The sequence below is a fragment of the Shewanella sp. 492 genome (assembly GCF_059338445.1).
This window is the reverse complement of the sequence record NZ_CM181702.1, coordinates 171,628-190,818: the sequence shown is the minus strand read 5'-3', so window position 1 is coordinate 190,818 and position 19,191 is coordinate 171,628. Positions and strand designations below refer to the sequence as shown.

Sequence of the window (19,191 nt, the reverse complement as noted above, 5' to 3'; positions counted from 1 at the left end):
ATATACCTTAATCACTATTCGACTCTGTGGTAATAACCATAATCCACGATCACCGCTTGCTGTAACAGTGCGCGTCGTAACATATCGAAAGCTACCGCAGTACTTAGGGCGCGTACTAGCTCCCTAGATCGTCCCGGAAACTTGAGCATTTGACTATAGGTGCCACTTTCCGTGGCCAGTGCGATAGCGACAGTACCAACTGGCTTTTGCTCTGTCCCCCCATCAGGGCCAGCAATGCCGCTAGTTGCCAAAGCATAATCACTGTTTAAAAGACCTCGCACACCTTGCGCCATCTCAGTGACTGTTGCGATTGAGACGGCCCCATGCTCATCGAGTGTGGTCGATTTGACCCCGAGCACCTTTATCTTAGACTCGTTACTGTAAGTGACTAATCCTTGATGTAAATAACCAGAACTCCCAGCAAAAGCCACAAGATTACTGGCCATCATGCCCCCAGTACAAGACTCAGCTACGCTCAAACTGCTTGCTTGCTCAAGGAGCAACTGATGCACGACCTTAGCTAATGAATCACTATTATCCGCCACCACACACTCACCGAGTTGCTGCTTTATAACAGCAACCACCTCAGGTAATTGTGCAATCGCCTCGGCCCCACGAGCAAATAATTTAATTTCGATATACGGCATAAACGAGCGATAACCTAAAGTCAGCCCTTCAGGTAAGCTTAACTCCTCAAGCTGATTGGCCAACACGGATTCACCACTACCAATAGTTAATAATTTATAAACTTCAACTTCGGCATGGACGTCGCTCTGTTGCTTAACAAATGGAATAAATTGCTCTTCAACCATACGTTTAAATTCAAATGGCACGCCCGGAGTAAAGAATAACCAAGCTCGATTGAGCTTTACCCTAAAACCACAAGCCGTGCCCACTGGGTTATCAACCATGATTGCCGACTCAGGTAGCAGCGCCTGCTTAAGGTTACTTGGCGGCATTTGACGACCATTTCGAGTGAACCACTCTTCAAGGCGAGCACGCCACTCTGCACACTCAACCAATGGTTCACCTTTAGCATTGGCCATCGCTAACGAAGATAGATCGTCACTGGTCGGCCCTAAGCCACCATTAACCAAAATAATATCAGCGTGTTGGCTTCTTTCTTGAAAGACCTGTACCAAATCATCCAATCTATCGCCAACGGTGACACGTTGTTGCATCTCTATGCCGTGATCCATCAATGCATTGGCTGCCCACGCGGCATTGGTATCTACAATCTGTCCTGAAAGCACCTCTTCACCAGTGCAAATCATCTCTATTTTCATATCTATCCCTTGAGACCACGTACTTATCTTGCCATAAGGTAGGCAACACAAGATTCAATAGCAATAGTATTTTCGACCAATAGACAGTTCCTCTAGGTAGTATCGACATTAATGCGTTGACTCTTCGGCGTCAAAAATCCCAGGGCGCAGTTATACCACTTCACACACGGTGTTGGCAGCCTTGGGCTGTATTGTGCTTTTCACGCTTCTATATGAATATAACAAGCAACATAGTTACTAGAAACAGACAAGGTAAGCCCAAATACAAAAAAGCCCGCTGCGTTAGCAACGGGCTTTATAGACTATCTTTCCTTTCGAGCTTTCGAGAACTCTTTTTTGTCTTCACTTTTTTTAAAGTGGAATCAAAAATGGGTCTGTGATGCTCTACTTCGAGCTTGCCCACACAATACCATTGGCGCAGACCTATATAGATGTAGGAAATAGCAGGAATAATTGACTACCAAGCCAGTATCAAGTTTTGTTTGATAACTGCAGATGTCTCACTATCCTCCATGTTCGAGTAATAATTTCAACAGCGATTAAACGAAAAATCCCCCACACAGAGTGCTGAGGAGTCCGCTCAGCGGCGGTCGATCGCCAAGGATGGTGGAAGTGTCGATATGGTATAGGGCATTTATCAACCGACATCGGAGTGATTCTTTTTGCTTTATTAGGCGTCTGTCATGGTCAGCTACGCTAAAGCTTCGCGCTCATATACACATCGCTTACGCGATATTCGCCCTACTATCACATGGTGGGTTTGAGCCTCACTACGTTCGGACTATTTATTTCCCCATGTTCGAGTGGTTAGCTCCAGGCTAAAACGAAAAAAGCCCGTTGCATTAGCAACGGGCTTTATCGTATTAGGCGCCTGGAAATGACCTACTCTCACATGGGGAGACCCCACACTACCATCGGCGCGATTGCGTTTCACTTCTGAGTTCGGGATGGGATCAGGTGGTACCACAATGCTATGGTTTCCAGACAAATTTGGAAATTTAGAAAGCTGTTTTAAATTTGAGTACACTAAATCAAGTGTCGGTATTCTTTCGCTAAGTATTCACTTAGTTAGAAACCCTTTTGGGTTGTATGGTTAAGCCTCACGGGTCATTAGTACAAGTTAGCTCAACGCCTCACAACGCTTACACACCTTGCCTATCAACGTAGTAGTCTCCTACGGCCCTTTAGAGGACTTAAAGTCCTAGGGATGACTCATCTTAGGGCTCGCTTCCCGCTTAGATGCTTTCAGCGGTTATCGATTCCGAACGTAGCTACCGGGCAATGCCATTGGCATGACAACCCGAACACCAGCGGTTCGTCCACTCCGGTCCTCTCGTACTAGGAGCAGCTCCCTTCAATCATCCAACGCCCACGGCAGATAGGGACCGAACTGTCTCACGACGTTCTGAACCCAGCTCGCGTACCACTTTAAATGGCGAACAGCCATACCCTTGGGACCGACTTCAGCCCCAGGATGTGATGAGCCGACATCGAGGTGCCAAACACCGCCGTCGATATGAACTCTTGGGCGGTATCAGCCTGTTATCCCCGGAGTACCTTTTATCCGTTGAGCGATGGCCCTTCCATTCAGAACCACCGGATCACTATGACCTGCTTTCGCACCTGCTCGACGTGTATGTCTCGCAGTTAAGCTGGCTTATGCCATTGCACTAACCGTACGATGTCCGACCGTACTTAGCCAACCTTCGTGCTCCTCCGTTACTCTTTGGGAGGAGACCGCCCCAGTCAAACTACCCACCAGGCACTGTCCTCAACCCCGATTCAGGGGCCAGAGTTAGAACATCAACACTACAAGGGTGGTATTTCAAGGTTGACTCCACAAGAACTGGCGTTCCTGCTTCAAAGTCTCCCACCTATCCTACACATGTAGGGTCAATGTTCAGTGCCAAGCTATAGTAAAGGTTCACGGGGTCTTTCCGTCTAGCCGCGGGTATACGGCATCTTCACCGCAATTTCAACTTCACTGAGTCTCGGCTGGAGACAGCGTGGCCATCATTACGCCATTCGTGCAGGTCGGAACTTACCCGACAAGGAATTTCGCTACCTTAGGACCGTTATAGTTACGGCCGCCGTTTACCGGGGCTTCGATCATGAGCTTCTCCGAAGATAACCCAATCAATTAACCTTCCGGCACCGGGCAGGCGTCACACCGTATACTTCCTCTTGCGAGTTTGCACAGTGCTGTGTTTTTGATAAACAGTTGCAGCCACCTGGTATCTGCGACTCCCGTCAGCTTAGAGAGCAAGTCTCATCACCAACAGGAGCGTACCTTCTCCCGAAGTTACGGTACCATTTTGCCTAGTTCCTTCAGCCGAGTTCTCTCAAGCGCCTTGGTATTCTCTACCCAACCACCTGTGTCGGTTTGGGGTACGATTCCTGCTAACCTGAAGCTTAGAAGATTTTCCTGGAAGCATGGCATCAACTACTTCAGTTCCGTAGAACCTCGTCGTCAACTCTCAGTGTATGTGCACCCGGATTTGCCTAAGTGCACCACCTACAGCCTTAAACGCGGACAACCAACGCCGCGCTAGCCTAGCCTTCTCCGTCTCTCCATCGCAGTTAGCAGAAGTACAGGAATATTAACCTGTTTCCCATCGACTACGCCTTTCGGCCTCGCCTTAGGGGTCGACTCACCCTGCCCTGATTAACATTGGACAGGAACCCTTGGTCTTTCGGCGAGGGGGTTTTTCACCCCCTTTATCGTTACTCATGTCAGCATTCGCACTTCTGATACCTCCAGCGTGGGTTACCCCTTCACCTTCAACGGCTTACAGAACGCTCCTCTACCGCACTAGCGCAAGCGCTAGTACCCATAGCTTCGGTGTATTGCTTAGCCCCGTTAAATCTTCCGCGCAGGCCGACTCGACTAGTGAGCTATTACGCTTTCTTTAAATGATGGCTGCTTCTAAGCCAACATCCTAGCTGTCTAAGCCTTCCCACATCGTTTCCCACTTAGCAATAACTTTGGGACCTTAGCTGATGGTCTGGGTTGTTTCCCTTTTCACGACGGACGTTAGCACCCGCCGTGTGTCTCCCGAGTAGTACTCATTGGTATTCGGAGTTTGCAAAGGGTTGGTAAGTCGGGATGACCCCCTAGCCTTAACAGTGCTCTACCCCCAATGGTATTCGCTCGAGGCGCTACCTAAATAGCTTTCGAGGAGAACCAGATATCTCCCGGTTTGATTGGCCTTTCACCCCCAGCCACAAGTCATCACCGCATTTTTCAACATACGTGTGTTCGGTCCTCCAGTTGATGTTACTCAACCTTCAACCTGCCCATGGCTAGATCACCGGGTTTCGGGTCTACACCTTGCAACTAAACGCGCAGTTAACACTCGGTTTCCCTACGGCTCCGCTATTCGCTTAACCTCGCTACAAAATGTAAGTCGCTGACCCATTATACAAAAGGTACGCAGTCACGGTCTCAAGAACCGCTCCCACTGCTTGTACGTATACGGTTTCAGGTTCTATTTCACTCCCCTCACAGGGGTTCTTTTCGCCTTTCCCTCACGGTACTGGTTCACTATCGGTCAGTCAGGAGTATTTAGCCTTGGAGGATGGTCCCCCCATGTTCAGACAAGATGTCACGTGTCCCGTCCTACTCGTTTTCACGTAAAGTTAGTTTTCATGTACGGGGCTATCACCCTGTGCCGCTGTGCTTTCCAACACATTCCACTAACACCCTCTACGCTTAAGGGCTAATCCCCGTTCGCTCGCCGCTACTAGGGGAATCTCGGTTGATTTCTTTTCCTCCGGGTACTTAGATGTTTCAGTTCCCCGGGTTCGCCTCACAACACTATGTATTCATGTTGTGATACATGCTTATGCATGTGGGTTTCCCCATTCGGACATCGTTAGCTCAAATGCTTGTTACTAGCTCGCCAACGCTTTTCGCAAGTTACTACGTCCTTCATCGCCTCTGACTGCCAAGGCATCCACCGTATACGCTTAGTCACTTAACCATACAACCCAAATGAGTTTCACAAACTAATGTTTACAAAACACATCCTATCAAGCGGGTAAGCTTGATGGCTGTATCGCAACTAATGGTGTTTACTTTCGCCAAAAGAATACTCATGAATCATCATCCTAACTAAAGGTAATGATTCGGCACTTGATTTAAGTGTTTGAGAACTCAATTTTAATTTTCGCGTCAATGCTACAAACAATCACGTACAAGTACGTCACTATCCCTTTCACATTAACACTATCAGCTTTCCAAATTTTTAAAGAACAAGCATCGCCGTTAAGACGTGCCACCTGCTCTAACAAGAACAAGTTATCTGTGTGAACACTCAACAAACATTAAGTTAGTCGTATAGGTAAGGAGGTGATCCAGCCCCAGGTTCCCCTAGGGCTACCTTGTTACGACTTCACCCCAGTCATGAACCACACCGTGGTAAACGCCCTCCCCGAAAGGTTAAGCTATCTACTTCTGGTGCAGCCCACTCCCATGGTGTGACGGGCGGTGTGTACAAGGCCCGGGAACGTATTCACCGTGGCATTCTGATCCACGATTACTAGCGATTCCGACTTCATGGAGTCGAGTTGCAGACTCCAATCCGGACTACGACAAGCTTTGTGAGATTAGCTCCACCTCGCGGCTTTGCAACCCTCTGTACTTGCCATTGTAGCACGTGTGTAGCCCTACTCGTAAGGGCCATGATGACTTGACGTCGTCCCCACCTTCCTCCGGTTTATCACCGGCAGTCTCCCTAAAGTTCCCACCATTACGTGCTGGCAAATAAGGATAAGGGTTGCGCTCGTTGCGGGACTTAACCCAACATTTCACAACACGAGCTGACGACAGCCATGCAGCACCTGTCTCAGAGTTCCCGAAGGCACTAAGCTATCTCTAGCGAATTCTCTGGATGTCAAGAGTAGGTAAGGTTCTTCGCGTTGCATCGAATTAAACCACATGCTCCACCGCTTGTGCGGGCCCCCGTCAATTCATTTGAGTTTTAACCTTGCGGCCGTACTCCCCAGGCGGTCTACTTAATGCGTTAGCTTGGGAACCCAGTGTTCAAGACACCAAATTCCGAGTAGACATCGTTTACGGCGTGGACTACCAGGGTATCTAATCCTGTTTGCTCCCCACGCTTTCGTACCTGAGCGTCAGTCTTTGTCCAGGGGGCCGCCTTCGCCACCGGTATTCCTTCAGATCTCTACGCATTTCACCGCTACACCTGAAATTCTACCCCCCTCTACAAGACTCTAGTCTGCCAGTTCGAAATGCAATTCCCAGGTTGAGCCCGGGGCTTTCACATCTCGCTTAACAAACCGCCTGCGTACGCTTTACGCCCAGTAATTCCGATTAACGCTTGGACCCCTCGTATTACCGCGGCTGCTGGCACGAAGTTAGCCGGTCCTTCTTCTGCGAGTAACGTCACACCTAAACGCTATTAACGTTTAAGCTTTCCTCCTCGCTGAAAGTGCTTTACAACCCGAAGGCCTTCTTCACACACGCGGCATGGCTGCATCAGGCTTGCGCCCATTGTGCAATATTCCCCACTGCTGCCTCCCGTAGGAGTCTGGGCCGTGTCTCAGTCCCAGTGTGGCTGATCATCCTCTCAGAACAGCTAGGGATCGTCGCCTTGGTGAGCCATTACCTCACCAACTAGCTAATCCCACCTAGGTACATCCAATCGCAGAAGGCCCGAAGGTCCCCTCTTTTCCCCCGTAGGGCGTATGCGGTATTAGCAGTCGTTTCCAACTGTTATCCCCCTCGACTGGGCAGTTCCCTAGGCATTACTCACCCGTCCGCCGCTCGTCAGCAAAGAAAGCAAGCTTTCTTCCTGTTACCGCTCGACTTGCATGTGTTAGGCCTGCCGCCAGCGTTCAATCTGAGCCATGATCAAACTCTTCAATTAAAGTTTTGTTGAATCTTGCGATTCGGCTCAATGAATTCTGATTCCGTTTAAAAGACTCGGAAGAATCTTAAAAACGTTTGTACATATTGCTATGAACACTCATCGTTACATTGATTTAATTCTTTGATTGCCAACCCGAAGGTTAGGCAATTTCGATTAACTCAACACCTGTGAGTGTCCACACAGATTTCTTGTTTCATCTTGTTAAAGAGCGTTGCTAGCATGAGAGAATCAATCTTTCATTTAGCCGCCGTTGACGCTAGGTCGTTGGCTTAGGGATGCGTATTTTACACGTCCCGTTGTTGGCGTCAAGTGCTTATTTTAAGAAGCTTTCCAAGCGATGATTTCTTAAACAGAAGTCATCAATCGAAGCCCTTAAAAGCGCTTATCACCTGAGTTAATCTCCGAAGAGTTCAACTCGCCTCTCTTTGTTAAAAGAGAGGCTGACTTAGCTGCAAGTCCCGTACTACCTAAGCTTTCGATTCGGGAAGTGGCCTGCTGTGCCGTGTCAGTGGATGCGCATTATAGGCAGTTCTCGGATGGGCGCAAGGGCTTTTTTCACTAAAAAAGCAATTAGTTTTTATACCTCACTTAAGCACATAGACCACACTGGTTATGCACAGACTTACCCACAAAACAACAACCTAACGCATAAACCAATCAAACTTATCACTGCTTCACGAGGTAACAAAGTGCTAGTAGGATAGCCATAGCCTGACAACATCCTCCTACATCATTGCATATTGTATCTGGCAATAATTTAGCTTCATTAAAATACTTACGCTCATACTCTAACGATGATAGCCAATTACTAGATAGATAGTATCCTTTGGAGTTATAAAACATCTTAATATAATTAAAAACATTCATCTTCGCGGCTTCTCTTGTCGCATAGAGTTTCCGCTTGATCCGATCTTGTTTTAGCAATTGAAGGAAACTCTCCACCACCGCGTTATCATGGCAATTTGCCTCGACGGCTCATGCTTCCTTGCAAACCATGAGCACTCAAAAACGCGTTCCAAGCATGGCAGGTGTAATGACTTCCTTGATCTGAGTGCACTAACACTTTACCTTCAGATTTACATCGCCACACGCCATTAATAGCGCATCTAATGCAAGCTCTTTAGTTATTCGGCTGCCCATTGGCCAACCAATAATGCGGCGAGAAAACAAATCCATCACCGCTCCAAGATAGAGCCAAGCTTCATTTGTTTTGATATAGGTGATATCCGTTACCCAAGCTTTGTTGGGTAACGGATTAAATCGCAGCTCTAAACGATTTGGTATCACCACGTGTTTCTCACCACCACGAACTCTAGACTTACGATATCCAACTGTACTCGCAGTTATGCTCGCTGCATCACGTTGTCGCTTCACTTTAGCCTGACTTAGGTCAACGCAATACCCGCCAGAATAATGAAGCTCAAACAACTGACACCGTTGCCGTAGAGAGTGGTAGTGGTGACGCTCTTGAATAAAGGCGTACCTTACTCTGGGTGACTTGCAAAGTACGCCGCTGTAGATTCAACCTGTCAATGCAACACTCTTTTCAATTATCTGTAGTAGGGTTTTAAAGTTTAATATTTTTCTAGGACGGCTATTTAGTTGTTCTGCTACCTCATCGTATCGGTTCTGAGAATATTGAGCTAAATATGTCTTTTTAGCGAAGTATTATCGGATTAAAGTTCACTACCTTGCCATCAGCCATTTTCTCGAAAACAAATCCAGAGCAGGGATCGTAAGGTACCTCAGGGTAGCTAGGGGAAGTGTTAATAAGTAGGTCAGCCTCTACTTGAAGAACGGAATTGATAGTTTAAACGATAAGCCTAATCCTGTTCGGCCATCTAGATTAACGCCACAACAACTAGAAATGGTCGCTGGTCTTGTAAAGGGAATAAGTGCTTCTACTTCCCCAGAACTTAATCTTGTCGAGCAAGTATGGCAATGGATGAGACAAAATGAGCTAGCCAACCGTTGTTTGATGAATAGGACGATATAGTGAATCAATGTACTAACGCATGGAATCGTTTTAGGAGCGAGAGAAGCCGCACAAAAGAATATGTGATAGAGATTGGATTAATCTGGTCAGTCCAAGCTTAGGTGAAATTTGTCCATAAGACCCGGGGCAGTCCAAGTATAACTAAAAGCTGTATAGGAAATCAGTGGCGATTCACATATCAGAAGCCGTGATGCAGAAACGAAAAAAGCCTCAGCATTTCTGCTGAGGCTTTCGTCTTAAGTTGGCGGAGCGGACGGGACTCGAACCCGCGACCCCCGGCGTGACAGGCCGGTATTCTAACCAACTGAACTACCGCTCCTTTAGACCGAAGTCTAAATTCTTTTATCGTCGCTAACGTGTCATGGCTAGGAGACGTGCTCTATTGAGCTTATTAGGCGCCTGGAAATGACCTACTCTCACATGGGGAGACCCCACACTACCATCGGCGCGATTGCGTTTCACTTCTGAGTTCGGGATGGGATCAGGTGGTACCACAATGCTATGGTTTCCAGACAAATTTGGAAATTTAGAAAGCTGTTTTAAATTTGAGTACACTAAATCAAGTGTCGGTATTCTTTCGCTAAGTATTCACTTAGTTAGAAACCCTTTTGGGTTGTATGGTTAAGCCTCACGGGTCATTAGTACAAGTTAGCTCAACGCCTCACAACGCTTACACACCTTGCCTATCAACGTAGTAGTCTCCTACGGCCCTTTAGAGGACTTAAAGTCCTAGGGATGACTCATCTTAGGGCTCGCTTCCCGCTTAGATGCTTTCAGCGGTTATCGATTCCGAACGTAGCTACCGGGCAATGCCATTGGCATGACAACCCGAACACCAGCGGTTCGTCCACTCCGGTCCTCTCGTACTAGGAGCAGCTCCCTTCAATCATCCAACGCCCACGGCAGATAGGGACCGAACTGTCTCACGACGTTCTGAACCCAGCTCGCGTACCACTTTAAATGGCGAACAGCCATACCCTTGGGACCGACTTCAGCCCCAGGATGTGATGAGCCGACATCGAGGTGCCAAACACCGCCGTCGATATGAACTCTTGGGCGGTATCAGCCTGTTATCCCCGGAGTACCTTTTATCCGTTGAGCGATGGCCCTTCCATTCAGAACCACCGGATCACTATGACCTGCTTTCGCACCTGCTCGACGTGTATGTCTCGCAGTTAAGCTGGCTTATGCCATTGCACTAACCGTACGATGTCCGACCGTACTTAGCCAACCTTCGTGCTCCTCCGTTACTCTTTGGGAGGAGACCGCCCCAGTCAAACTACCCACCAGGCACTGTCCTCAACCCCGATTCAGGGGCCAGAGTTAGAACATCAACACTACAAGGGTGGTATTTCAAGGTTGACTCCACAAGAACTGGCGTTCCTGCTTCAAAGTCTCCCACCTATCCTACACATGTAGGGTCAATGTTCAGTGCCAAGCTATAGTAAAGGTTCACGGGGTCTTTCCGTCTAGCCGCGGGTATACGGCATCTTCACCGCAATTTCAACTTCACTGAGTCTCGGCTGGAGACAGCGTGGCCATCATTACGCCATTCGTGCAGGTCGGAACTTACCCGACAAGGAATTTCGCTACCTTAGGACCGTTATAGTTACGGCCGCCGTTTACCGGGGCTTCGATCATGAGCTTCTCCGAAGATAACCCAATCAATTAACCTTCCGGCACCGGGCAGGCGTCACACCGTATACTTCCTCTTGCGAGTTTGCACAGTGCTGTGTTTTTGATAAACAGTTGCAGCCACCTGGTATCTGCGACTCCCGTCAGCTTAGAGAGCAAGTCTCATCACCAACAGGAGCGTACCTTCTCCCGAAGTTACGGTACCATTTTGCCTAGTTCCTTCAGCCGAGTTCTCTCAAGCGCCTTGGTATTCTCTACCCAACCACCTGTGTCGGTTTGGGGTACGATTCCTGCTAACCTGAAGCTTAGAAGATTTTCCTGGAAGCATGGCATCAACTACTTCAGTTCCGTAGAACCTCGTCGTCAACTCTCAGTGTATGTGCACCCGGATTTGCCTAAGTGCACCACCTACAGCCTTAAACGCGGACAACCAACGCCGCGCTAGCCTAGCCTTCTCCGTCTCTCCATCGCAGTTAGCAGAAGTACAGGAATATTAACCTGTTTCCCATCGACTACGCCTTTCGGCCTCGCCTTAGGGGTCGACTCACCCTGCCCTGATTAACATTGGACAGGAACCCTTGGTCTTTCGGCGAGGGGGTTTTTCACCCCCTTTATCGTTACTCATGTCAGCATTCGCACTTCTGATACCTCCAGCGTGGGTTACCCCTTCACCTTCAACGGCTTACAGAACGCTCCTCTACCGCACTAGCGCAAGCGCTAGTACCCATAGCTTCGGTGTATTGCTTAGCCCCGTTAAATCTTCCGCGCAGGCCGACTCGACTAGTGAGCTATTACGCTTTCTTTAAATGATGGCTGCTTCTAAGCCAACATCCTAGCTGTCTAAGCCTTCCCACATCGTTTCCCACTTAGCAATAACTTTGGGACCTTAGCTGATGGTCTGGGTTGTTTCCCTTTTCACGACGGACGTTAGCACCCGCCGTGTGTCTCCCGAGTAGTACTCATTGGTATTCGGAGTTTGCAAAGGGTTGGTAAGTCGGGATGACCCCCTAGCCTTAACAGTGCTCTACCCCCAATGGTATTCGCTCGAGGCGCTACCTAAATAGCTTTCGAGGAGAACCAGATATCTCCCGGTTTGATTGGCCTTTCACCCCCAGCCACAAGTCATCACCGCATTTTTCAACATACGTGTGTTCGGTCCTCCAGTTGATGTTACTCAACCTTCAACCTGCCCATGGCTAGATCACCGGGTTTCGGGTCTACACCTTGCAACTAAACGCGCAGTTAACACTCGGTTTCCCTACGGCTCCGCTATTCGCTTAACCTCGCTACAAAATGTAAGTCGCTGACCCATTATACAAAAGGTACGCAGTCACGGTCTCAAGAACCGCTCCCACTGCTTGTACGTATACGGTTTCAGGTTCTATTTCACTCCCCTCACAGGGGTTCTTTTCGCCTTTCCCTCACGGTACTGGTTCACTATCGGTCAGTCAGGAGTATTTAGCCTTGGAGGATGGTCCCCCCATGTTCAGACAAGATGTCACGTGTCCCGTCCTACTCGTTTTCACGTAAAGTTAGTTTTCATGTACGGGGCTATCACCCTGTGCCGCTGTGCTTTCCAACACATTCCACTAACACCCTCTACGCTTAAGGGCTAATCCCCGTTCGCTCGCCGCTACTAGGGGAATCTCGGTTGATTTCTTTTCCTCCGGGTACTTAGATGTTTCAGTTCCCCGGGTTCGCCTCACAACACTATGTATTCATGTTGTGATACATGCTTATGCATGTGGGTTTCCCCATTCGGACATCGTTAGCTCAAATGCTTGTTACTAGCTCGCCAACGCTTTTCGCAAGTTACTACGTCCTTCATCGCCTCTGACTGCCAAGGCATCCACCGTATACGCTTAGTCACTTAACCATACAACCCAAATGAGTTTCACAAACTAATGTTTACAAAACACATCCTATCAAGCGGGTAAGCTTGATGGCTGTATCGCAACTAATGGTGTTTACTTTCGCCAAAAGAATACTCATGAATCATCATCCTAACTAAAGGTAATGATTCGGCACTTGATTTAAGTGTTTGAGAACTCAATTTTAATTTTCGCGTCAATGCTACAAACAATCACGTACAAGTACGTTACTATCCCTTTCACATTAACACTATCAGCTTTCCAAATTTTTAAAGAACAAGCATCGCCGTTAAGACGTGCCACCTGCTCTAACAAGAACAAGTTATCTGTGTGAACACTCAACAAACATTAAGTTAGTCGTATAGGTAAGGAGGTGATCCAGCCCCAGGTTCCCCTAGGGCTACCTTGTTACGACTTCACCCCAGTCATGAACCACACCGTGGTAAACGCCCTCCCCGAAAGGTTAAGCTATCTACTTCTGGTGCAGCCCACTCCCATGGTGTGACGGGCGGTGTGTACAAGGCCCGGGAACGTATTCACCGTGGCATTCTGATCCACGATTACTAGCGATTCCGACTTCATGGAGTCGAGTTGCAGACTCCAATCCGGACTACGACAAGCTTTGTGAGATTAGCTCCACCTCGCGGCTTTGCAACCCTCTGTACTTGCCATTGTAGCACGTGTGTAGCCCTACTCGTAAGGGCCATGATGACTTGACGTCGTCCCCACCTTCCTCCGGTTTATCACCGGCAGTCTCCCTAAAGTTCCCACCATTACGTGCTGGCAAATAAGGATAAGGGTTGCGCTCGTTGCGGGACTTAACCCAACATTTCACAACACGAGCTGACGACAGCCATGCAGCACCTGTCTCAGAGTTCCCGAAGGCACTAAGCTATCTCTAGCGAATTCTCTGGATGTCAAGAGTAGGTAAGGTTCTTCGCGTTGCATCGAATTAAACCACATGCTCCACCGCTTGTGCGGGCCCCCGTCAATTCATTTGAGTTTTAACCTTGCGGCCGTACTCCCCAGGCGGTCTACTTAATGCGTTAGCTTGGGAACCCAGTGTTCAAGACACCAAATTCCGAGTAGACATCGTTTACGGCGTGGACTACCAGGGTATCTAATCCTGTTTGCTCCCCACGCTTTCGTACCTGAGCGTCAGTCTTTGTCCAGGGGGCCGCCTTCGCCACCGGTATTCCTTCAGATCTCTACGCATTTCACCGCTACACCTGAAATTCTACCCCCCTCTACAAGACTCTAGTCTGCCAGTTCGAAATGCAATTCCCAGGTTGAGCCCGGGGCTTTCACATCTCGCTTAACAAACCGCCTGCGTACGCTTTACGCCCAGTAATTCCGATTAACGCTTGGACCCCTCGTATTACCGCGGCTGCTGGCACGAAGTTAGCCGGTCCTTCTTCTGCGAGTAACGTCACACCTAAACGCTATTAACGCTTAAGCTTTCCTCCTCGCTGAAAGTGCTTTACAACCCGAAGGCCTTCTTCACACACGCGGCATGGCTGCATCAGGCTTGCGCCCATTGTGCAATATTCCCCACTGCTGCCTCCCGTAGGAGTCTGGGCCGTGTCTCAGTCCCAGTGTGGCTGATCATCCTCTCAGAACAGCTAGGGATCGTCGCCTTGGTGAGCCATTACCTCACCAACTAGCTAATCCCACCTAGGTACATCCAATCGCAGAAGGCCCGAAGGTCCCCTCTTTTCCCCCGTAGGGCGTATGCGGTATTAGCAGTCGTTTCCAACTGTTATCCCCCTCGACTGGGCAGTTCCCTAGGCATTACTCACCCGTCCGCCGCTCGTCAGCAAAGAAAGCAAGCTTTCTTCCTGTTACCGCTCGACTTGCATGTGTTAGGCCTGCCGCCAGCGTTCAATCTGAGCCATGATCAAACTCTTCAATTAAAGTTTTGTTGAATCTTGCGATTCGGCTCAATGAATTCTGATTCCGTTTAAAAGACTCGGAAGAATCTTAAAAACGTTTGTACATATTGCTATGAACACTCATCGTTACATTGATTTAATTCTTTGATTGCCAACCCGAAGGTTAGGCAATTTCGATTAACTCAACACCTGTGAGTGTCCACACAGATTTCTTGTTTCATCTTGTTAAAGAGCGTTGGTATCAATCTCTCAGATACCGCCGTTAGACGCTAGGTCGCTGGCTTAGGGATGCGTATTCTACACGTCCCGTTGTTGGCGTCAAGTGCTTATTTTAAGAAGCTTTCCAAGCGATGATTTCTTAAACAGAAGCCATCAGTCGAAGCCCTTAAAAGTGCTTATCACCTGAGTTAATCTCCGAAGAGTTCAACTCGCTAACACCGCTGCAAGTCCCGTACTACCTAGGTAGTTGGCCTGCTGTGCCGTGTCAGTGGATGCGCATTATAGGCAGTTCTCGGATGGGCGCAAGGGATTTTTATAATAAAAAAGATCGCTTGCCGATCTTTTCGACAAATGCGATCTTCCCTGTTTAGATTTGCATCAAATTAGCTGTTTTAAGACTATTTAATGCTCTCTTGTTCGATAAAGCCATTAATCAATTCAACCGCTTTAGCATCATCCCAGTCGACAAAGGTTCTGACAAACGCAATCAGCTCACCTTCACCATTGAGTATAAAGGTGGCGGGTATTGTATCTAAGGGGAACACTTCACTTAATGCCTGCTGAGGATCATAGTAGGTTTTGAATCCTTCCATATCCAGTGACTTTAAAAAAGGCTCAACCTTAGCCGTACCATCTATATCGATAGAGATCGGCAGTACCTTAAATTTACTTTGATCGAACTTAGCCTTAAAACGATCGAGTGCTGGTAGCTCACGTACACATGGCGGGCACCATGTTGCCCACATGTTTACCATGATCACTTGCCCACGATATTGGCTAAAATCGATAGCCTTACCATTTCGATCTGAAAAAGCGACCACATCGATAGGGTAGGACTTAGGCAACACGTTGATACGATCGACACTCGATTCGATTTGTCCTTGTGTTTGTTGCTGCATCCCTGGGTAAGCTTGTACATTTGCGGTAAACAATGATGCCATTGATAACAAGGCTACAAGCACAGCAGCAAAGGACTTAGTCATTTTGATGCTCGCTTAAGTAGTTTATCTAATTCCGCTTGCTCTTCGGCACTGATCTCTTGCTCTACAGCTCCTGAAATACGTTGTTTACGAACAAAGATAAAACCAATTAACAAACCAATCAGTAATAAGCCTATAGGGCCAAGCCATAAAACATAGGTCTTGGCCTCCATTTTGGGCTTATATAACACAAACTCACCGTAGCGACTGGTCATGAAGTTAATGATCTCTTCATCTGCCTTACCGGCATCGACCATTTGATACACTTCTAGGCGTAAGTCTTGTGCAACTGGCGAATTAGAGTCAATTAGGTTTTGGTTTTGACACTGTGGGCAGCGCAGTGAATGCGCCAACTCAAGTGCACGCTTTTGATTATCAACCGATTTAAACTCATAGGTGTCGACTGGTGTCGCCAGCGCAGAGCTTAATACACTTATTGATAGCAATAACGCAGTAATTAAAGCGATAAAGGTTTTCATTAAGAAGCCCCCTCTGCTCTAGCTTGAGCTTGTAGCTCTTGGATCATTGGATACAATGTTTCATTCCACACTCGCATGTCGATCGGGCCGGCATAGCGGTAGCGAATGATACCGTTGTGATCGACTAGATAACTTTCTGGCGCACCGTAGACCCCCAGATCTAAACCTAAACGACCATCATGGTCGAAAATGTTCTTGGTGTAGGGGTCTCCTTCACGGCTAAGTTCGCGGATCGCTAAAGGGCGTTCATCACGATAGTTAATACCATAGATAGGCAAGATGTTTTGTCTTGCTAACCGCATTAGATGCGGATGCTCATACTTACAAGATGGGCACCATGTTGCCCACACATTGAGTAATGACACCTGACCTTTTAAGCTCTCATTGGTAATTATTTCGTTCGCATTCTCTAGACGTTCTAGTTGGAAAGCCGGAATTGGCTTTCCTTCAAGAGCGGAATCGAGCTGCTGGGGATTAAGGAATAGCCCTTTGTAAAGAAATACCCCCATCACCAAAAATAATACCAACGGAATAAATAGTACTAACCTGTTTTTCATACTTGCCCCAATTCAAGTTATGCCGTTGCTAAATCTTCTTTAGCTTTTTCTTTGGTTGTTTCGCTTACTTTGACTTTACGATAACGCTTATCTGAAGCCGCAAAGACACCACCCACCATCATGAAAATACTACCAAACCATAACCAACGTACAAATGGCTTATAGTTCAGACGTACTGCAAATTCAGTACGGCTAATTGGATCTCCCATAGTGATATATAAATCACGGAACAGCCCCCAATCAATACCCGCCTCAGTCATATCCATAGTACGGACATTATATTGGCGACGATCAGGCTTAAGCAGGGTGATAAACTCGCCATCCTTACTCACCTCAACCTGGCCCTGCTGTGCGGTATAGTTAGGCCCCACGACATTTTTGGTTTCAATATAGTGGAAACTGTAACCAGCCAACTCTTGGGTGATGCCAGGTCCCATACGCACGCTCTTTTCAATAGAGTAGTTCGAGACCATAGTCGCGCCGATAACAGAAACGGCAATACCTAGGTGAGCAATCACCATACCTAGCTGGCTGCGTCCCATACGCGCAAGGCTAACGCCATCTTTACCATTAACAATGTCGTAGGCAGCTCGTAGTGTTGCCAGTACCACCCAAGTCGCAATACCTATACCTAGAGTGACCCAGATATTAAATTTACCATCGACTAAGAAAGGCGCCGCAATACCAACAATGGCCGCAACGATTGCCGGTACAACTAATTTACGTCTAAGCTCGCCGGCTTTAGCGCGTTTCCAACGAATACTGGGACCAATCCCCATAAACACAAACAGCACAAGTACTATGGGTACAAACACCGCGTTGAAATATGGTGGGCCTACAGAGATCTTACCCATGTTTAGTGCATCAATAAGCAGCGGGTATAAGGTACCAAGCAATACAGTACCACAAGCCACTGTTAGCAGAATATTACACACCAGTAGCATGGTTTCTTTTGACATTAACTCAAAACGTGCAGGGCTCTTCATATCGCTAGCACGGAAAGCGAATAGGGTTAACGAACCACCGATAGCTAAACCAAGTAGCAGCAGAATAAACATACCGCGACCAGGATCGGCTGCAAATGAGTGAACGGATGTCAATACACCTGAACGTACAATAAAGGTACCTAACAGGCTTAATGAAAATGCGAAGATTGAAAGCAATACAGTCCAGTTACGGAATGTGGCACGCTTCTCGGTCACAATAACCGAATGCAACAATGCAGTACCAATCAACCAAGGCATGAATGAGGCGTTCTCGACCGGGTCCCAGAACCACCAACCGCCCCAGCCAAGTTCATAATATGCCCACCATGAACCTAATGAGATGCCGCCGGTAAGAAAAATCCATGCGGCCAATGTCCAAGGACGACTCCAGCGTGCCCATGCCGAATCAAGGCGTCCACCCATTAATGCCGCAATCGCAAATGCAAAGCTTACAGAAAAACCGACATAACCGAGATACAGCATAGGTGGATGGAAGATTAATCCAACATCTTGCAACATAGGGTTAAGGTCGCGTCCTTCCATTGGGATAGGAAACAAACGCTCAAAAGGACTCGATGTCAATAACATGAACAAACTAAAGCCAATCACGATCATAGCTAAGATCGCTAACACTCTAGCAGTGAACACCTCTTCTAGCCCTTTACTGAAAAGCGCTACCGCGGCGGTCCATACGGATAAAGCAAATACCCAGAACAGCAACGAGCCTTCATGTCCGCCCCATACGGCGGCAATTTTGAAGAAAATCGGTAATTGAGAATTGGAGTGATGCGCTACATAAGCAACTGAGAAGTCATCGACGGCAAAACTATAGCCCAACACGATAACAGAGAGAAAAATAAAGAAGAACATGCCATAGCTTAATGGCCAAGCATATCGTACAAGGTATTGATCTTTACGGGCAACACCGATTAAAGGCACGCTGGCTAATAGAAAGGCAAAAGCCAAACCTATTATCAACGAAAAGTGTCCTAATTCAGGGATCATGGGGTTTCCTCAGTCCTATATAGTCATCAGTTAAGCCAGCGCTTTACTGATTCACGAGAGTTTGCGATTCACACTACTCAAGGTACAAATTTTGAGTCATTTTAGTATTTGCTATTGTATCTGTCTGCTTCTTTCGGCCAATAATGGGTGACCTGTCTCATTCTTACTCTATCAATAGTCACAGCTAACTATGTTAAAAACTGACAGATTTTAATCTCTGACCCTTGTTTGAAACTTAAGTTTCAAACAATTTTTTAAAATAGAATCGAACTGTGAACCAGTGCAAAAGTATCGCTTTTTAAAGTCATTTAATGGCTTATATTACTGTTCAATGAATAATCTTTCCGTATAATCTGACCCTTAATCCTGCGGTGTACCCGCTCTCCTGCAA

General features: G+C 47.5%; 5 protein-coding genes, 1 tRNA gene, 6 rRNA genes and 3 pseudogenes. 1 reads left to right on the top strand and 14 read right to left on the bottom strand.

The features are described from left to right. Positions 1-14 precede the first annotated feature (14 nt). The 6 genes and pseudogenes from AC5YBX_RS00945 to AC5YBX_RS00920 form a co-directional block, all read right to left on the bottom strand. Complete coding sequence (locus AC5YBX_RS00945; RefSeq protein WP_494520341.1) at positions 15-1,286, bottom strand: CinA family nicotinamide mononucleotide deamidase-related protein; 1,272 nt, start codon at positions 1,284-1,286, stop codon at positions 15-17. Positions 1,287-2,155: 869 nt separating this feature from the next. After that, a 5S ribosomal RNA gene (gene rrf, locus AC5YBX_RS00940) occupies positions 2,156-2,271 on the bottom strand. Positions 2,272-2,375: 104 nt separating this feature from the next. Next, positions 2,376-5,269: ribosomal RNA gene (locus AC5YBX_RS00935) — 23S ribosomal RNA — on the bottom strand. Between the two features lie 361 nt (positions 5,270-5,630). After that, positions 5,631-7,177, bottom strand: a 16S ribosomal RNA gene (locus AC5YBX_RS00930). Together the 16S, 23S and 5S rRNA genes form the textbook arrangement of a ribosomal RNA operon. Positions 7,178-7,936: 759 nt before the next feature. Then, positions 7,937-8,692: pseudogene (locus tag AC5YBX_RS00925) on the bottom strand (IS3 family transposase); the annotation flags it as partial. Positions 8,693-8,701: 9 nt separating this feature from the next. Continuing rightward, positions 8,702-8,848, bottom strand: a pseudogene (locus tag AC5YBX_RS00920) (IS30 family transposase); the annotation flags it as partial. 238 nt (positions 8,849-9,086) lie between these two features. Here AC5YBX_RS00920 and AC5YBX_RS00915 point away from each other — a divergent pair. Next, positions 9,087-9,294, top strand: a pseudogene (locus tag AC5YBX_RS00915) (hypothetical protein); the annotation flags it as partial. Between the two features lie 124 nt (positions 9,295-9,418). Here the strand turns inward: AC5YBX_RS00915 and AC5YBX_RS00910 are convergent. The 8 genes from AC5YBX_RS00910 to AC5YBX_RS00875 form a co-directional block, all read right to left on the bottom strand. Next, positions 9,419-9,495: transfer RNA gene (locus tag AC5YBX_RS00910), tRNA-Asp, on the bottom strand. A gap of 78 nt (positions 9,496-9,573) precedes the next feature. Continuing rightward, positions 9,574-9,689: ribosomal RNA gene (gene rrf, locus AC5YBX_RS00905) — 5S ribosomal RNA — on the bottom strand. Between the two features lie 104 nt (positions 9,690-9,793). After that, a 23S ribosomal RNA gene (locus AC5YBX_RS00900) occupies positions 9,794-12,687 on the bottom strand. Between the two features lie 361 nt (positions 12,688-13,048). Beyond that, positions 13,049-14,595, bottom strand: a 16S ribosomal RNA gene (locus AC5YBX_RS00895). Positions 14,596-15,191: 596 nt separating this feature from the next. Beyond that, entirely contained in the window at positions 15,192-15,776 is a 585-nt protein-coding gene (locus tag AC5YBX_RS00890) for a TlpA disulfide reductase family protein (RefSeq protein WP_494520342.1), read from the bottom strand. Beyond that, positions 15,773-16,252 (bottom strand): heme lyase NrfEFG subunit NrfF, encoded by a 480-nt coding sequence (gene nrfF, locus AC5YBX_RS00885; RefSeq protein ID WP_494520343.1) that lies wholly within the window; start codon positions 16,250-16,252, stop codon positions 15,773-15,775. Before nrfF ends, AC5YBX_RS00890 begins: the two co-directional genes overlap by 4 nt. Continuing rightward, positions 16,252-16,809 carry a DsbE family thiol:disulfide interchange protein gene (locus AC5YBX_RS00880; protein WP_475515518.1) on the bottom strand — a complete coding sequence of 186 codons (558 nt, stop codon included), beginning with the start codon at positions 16,807-16,809 and terminating at the stop codon, positions 16,252-16,254. The genes nrfF and AC5YBX_RS00880 overlap by 1 nt, the downstream gene beginning before the upstream one ends. A 17-nt stretch (positions 16,810-16,826) precedes the next feature. Next, the gene (locus AC5YBX_RS00875; RefSeq protein WP_475515517.1) at positions 16,827-18,800 is read right to left on the bottom strand and encodes a heme lyase CcmF/NrfE family subunit; all 1,974 of its coding nucleotides are present in this window, start codon (positions 18,798-18,800) and stop codon (positions 16,827-16,829) included. Positions 18,801-19,191 lie beyond the last annotated feature (391 nt).